At 62.7% G+C, this 2,136-nt stretch carries 2 protein-coding genes; one reads left to right on the forward strand and one right to left on the reverse strand.

Annotated features, from left to right (window positions below; translation table 11 throughout):
- On the forward strand, positions 1-367 hold a 367-nt coding region (locus RMO40_RS08045; RefSeq protein WP_309718803.1), incomplete at its 5' end, for a hypothetical protein.
- A gap of 128 nt (positions 368-495) precedes the next feature.
- Here the strand turns inward: RMO40_RS08045 and RMO40_RS08050 are convergent.
- The gene (locus RMO40_RS08050; protein ID WP_309718808.1) at positions 496-1,974 is read right to left on the reverse strand and encodes a glutamate synthase subunit beta; all 1,479 of its coding nucleotides are present in this window, start codon (positions 1,972-1,974) and stop codon (positions 496-498) included.
- Positions 1,975-2,136 lie beyond the last annotated feature (162 nt).

Below are 2,136 nucleotides of genomic sequence, written 5' to 3' on the forward strand. Positions count from 1 at the left end.
ATATGCCCCCTTGGTGCTCTTCACCTCCATCCTGATGACCAATGCCGATGTGTGCCTGCCGAATGGCCGTAGCCGAATCTACGGGCTGACGTTCTCCACCGGACAGAGCATGCTGTATGACATCGACCCGAACGGGCCGAATGCAAGCGCCGCCGTCAGGCAGAGCTTCATCCCAGTCGACGGCATCGTGCTCGGCACCCAGATCGTGAATCAAGTGCCCGGCACGAACGATCCCGCAGGAACTCGCACGGGGGCGAGGGGCATCGCCGAAACAAGCGACGGTCGCATAATTGAGATCGAGTTCCGCAAGGCAACCGGGCTGGGCCTCCGCCGAATGAATTGGCGAGAGATCCCGGTGGCTGACTGATCGAAAGCCATGACCGCAGGATGCAACGAGACAGCTTGCTGCATCCCGTCGAGAGTGGCAGCAAAACAAAAGGGGCCCACATGGGCCCCTTTTTCATTGCGAGTTGATACCGCTTCGCTTTCTCGGCCTCAGCGCGGCAGGTCGCTCGCCCCCATCAAGAACTCATCCACCGCCCGTGCCGCCTGGCGCCCTTCGCGGATGGCCCAGACCACGAGCGACTGGCCGCGGCGCACGTCACCCGCTGCAAACACCTTCTCGACGTTGGTGGCATAGCCACCGATGAAATCGGTGCCCGCCTTGGCATTGCCACGCGCATCCTTGTCGACACCAAAGGCATCGATCACGCTTGCCACCGGGTTCACGAAACCCATGGCCAGCAGCACCATGTCGGCCGGCAAGATCTGCTCGGTGCCTGCCACTTCGACCATCTTGCCGCCCTGCCACTCCACGCGCACGGCCTTCAAGGCTTTGAGCTTGCCCTTGTCCTTGCCCTCACCACCGATGAACTCCTTGGTGGCGATGGCGAACTCGCGCTCGCAGCCCTCTTCGTGGCTCGAGCTCGTGCGCAGCTTGGTGGGCCAGTAGGGCCAGACCAGCGGCTTGTTCTCTTGCTCGGGAGGCATCGGCAACAGCTCGAACTGCGTCACGCTCTTGGCACCGTGGCGGTTGCTTGTGCCCACGCAGTCGCTGCCGGTGTCGCCACCGCCGATCACGATCACGTGTTTGCCATCGGCGCGCAGCTGGTCCTTGAACTTGTCGCCGGCGTTGACCTTGTTCTGCTGCGGCAGGAACTCCATCGCGAAGTGCACACCATCGAGATCACGCCCCGGCACCGGCAGGTCGCGTGACTGCTCGGCACCGCCGGCCAGGATCACGGCGTCGAAGTCTTTCTTGAGCTGAGCCGGGTCGATGGTCTCGTTCGCCCAGTTGGTGACCTTGCTGCCCTCGGGCAACTTGCCGACCATCACACCGGTGCGGAAACTCACGCCTTCCTTCTTCATCTGGTCGACACGGCGATCGATGTGCAACTTCTCCATCTTGAAGTCGGGGATGCCGTAGCGCAGCAGGCCACCGATGCGGTCGTTCTTCTCGAACACCGTCACGTCGTGGCCGACACGCGCGAGCTGCTGCGCTGCCGCCAAACCCGCCGGGCCGGAGCCGACCACGGCGATCTTTTTGCCCGTCTTCTGTTTGGGCAGGCGCGGCTGCACCCAACCTTCGGCCCAGGCGCGGTCGATGATGGCGTGCTCGATGCTCTTGATGCCGACCGCGTCGTCGTTCACGTTCAGCGTGCAGGCCGCCTCGCAAGGCGCGGGGCAGATGCGGCCGGTGAACTCGGGGAAGTTGTTGGTCGAGTGAAGCACCTCGATCGCGTTCTTCCAGTCACCGCGGTACACCAGGTCGTTGAAGTCGGGAATGATGTTGTTGACCGGGCAGCCGTTGTTGCAAAACGGCGTGCCGCAATCCATGCAGCGGGCGCTCTGGACCTTGGCTTCGTCTTCCTTCAGGCCGATGACGAATTCGTTGTAGTTCTTGACGCGCTTCTGGACGGGCTCGTAGCCCTCTTCCACTCGCTCGTACTCCATGAAGCCGGTGACTTTTCCCATGATGCTGTGTGATCCTTCGCGTCGTGTGTTCAGGCCTTTGCGCGGCTCTTGCCGGCGGGCTTGTCTGCGGCCTTCGCCTTGGCAATGGTGTCGCCGGCTTGTCTGGCCGCGTTCATCTCACCCAGGGCGCGCTTGTACTCGTTGGGGAAGACCTTGACGAAC

Origin of the sequence: Rhizobacter sp., from assembly GCF_031412075.1 — a bacterium.
GTDB lineage: Bacteria > Pseudomonadota > Gammaproteobacteria > Burkholderiales > Burkholderiaceae_C > Rhizobacter.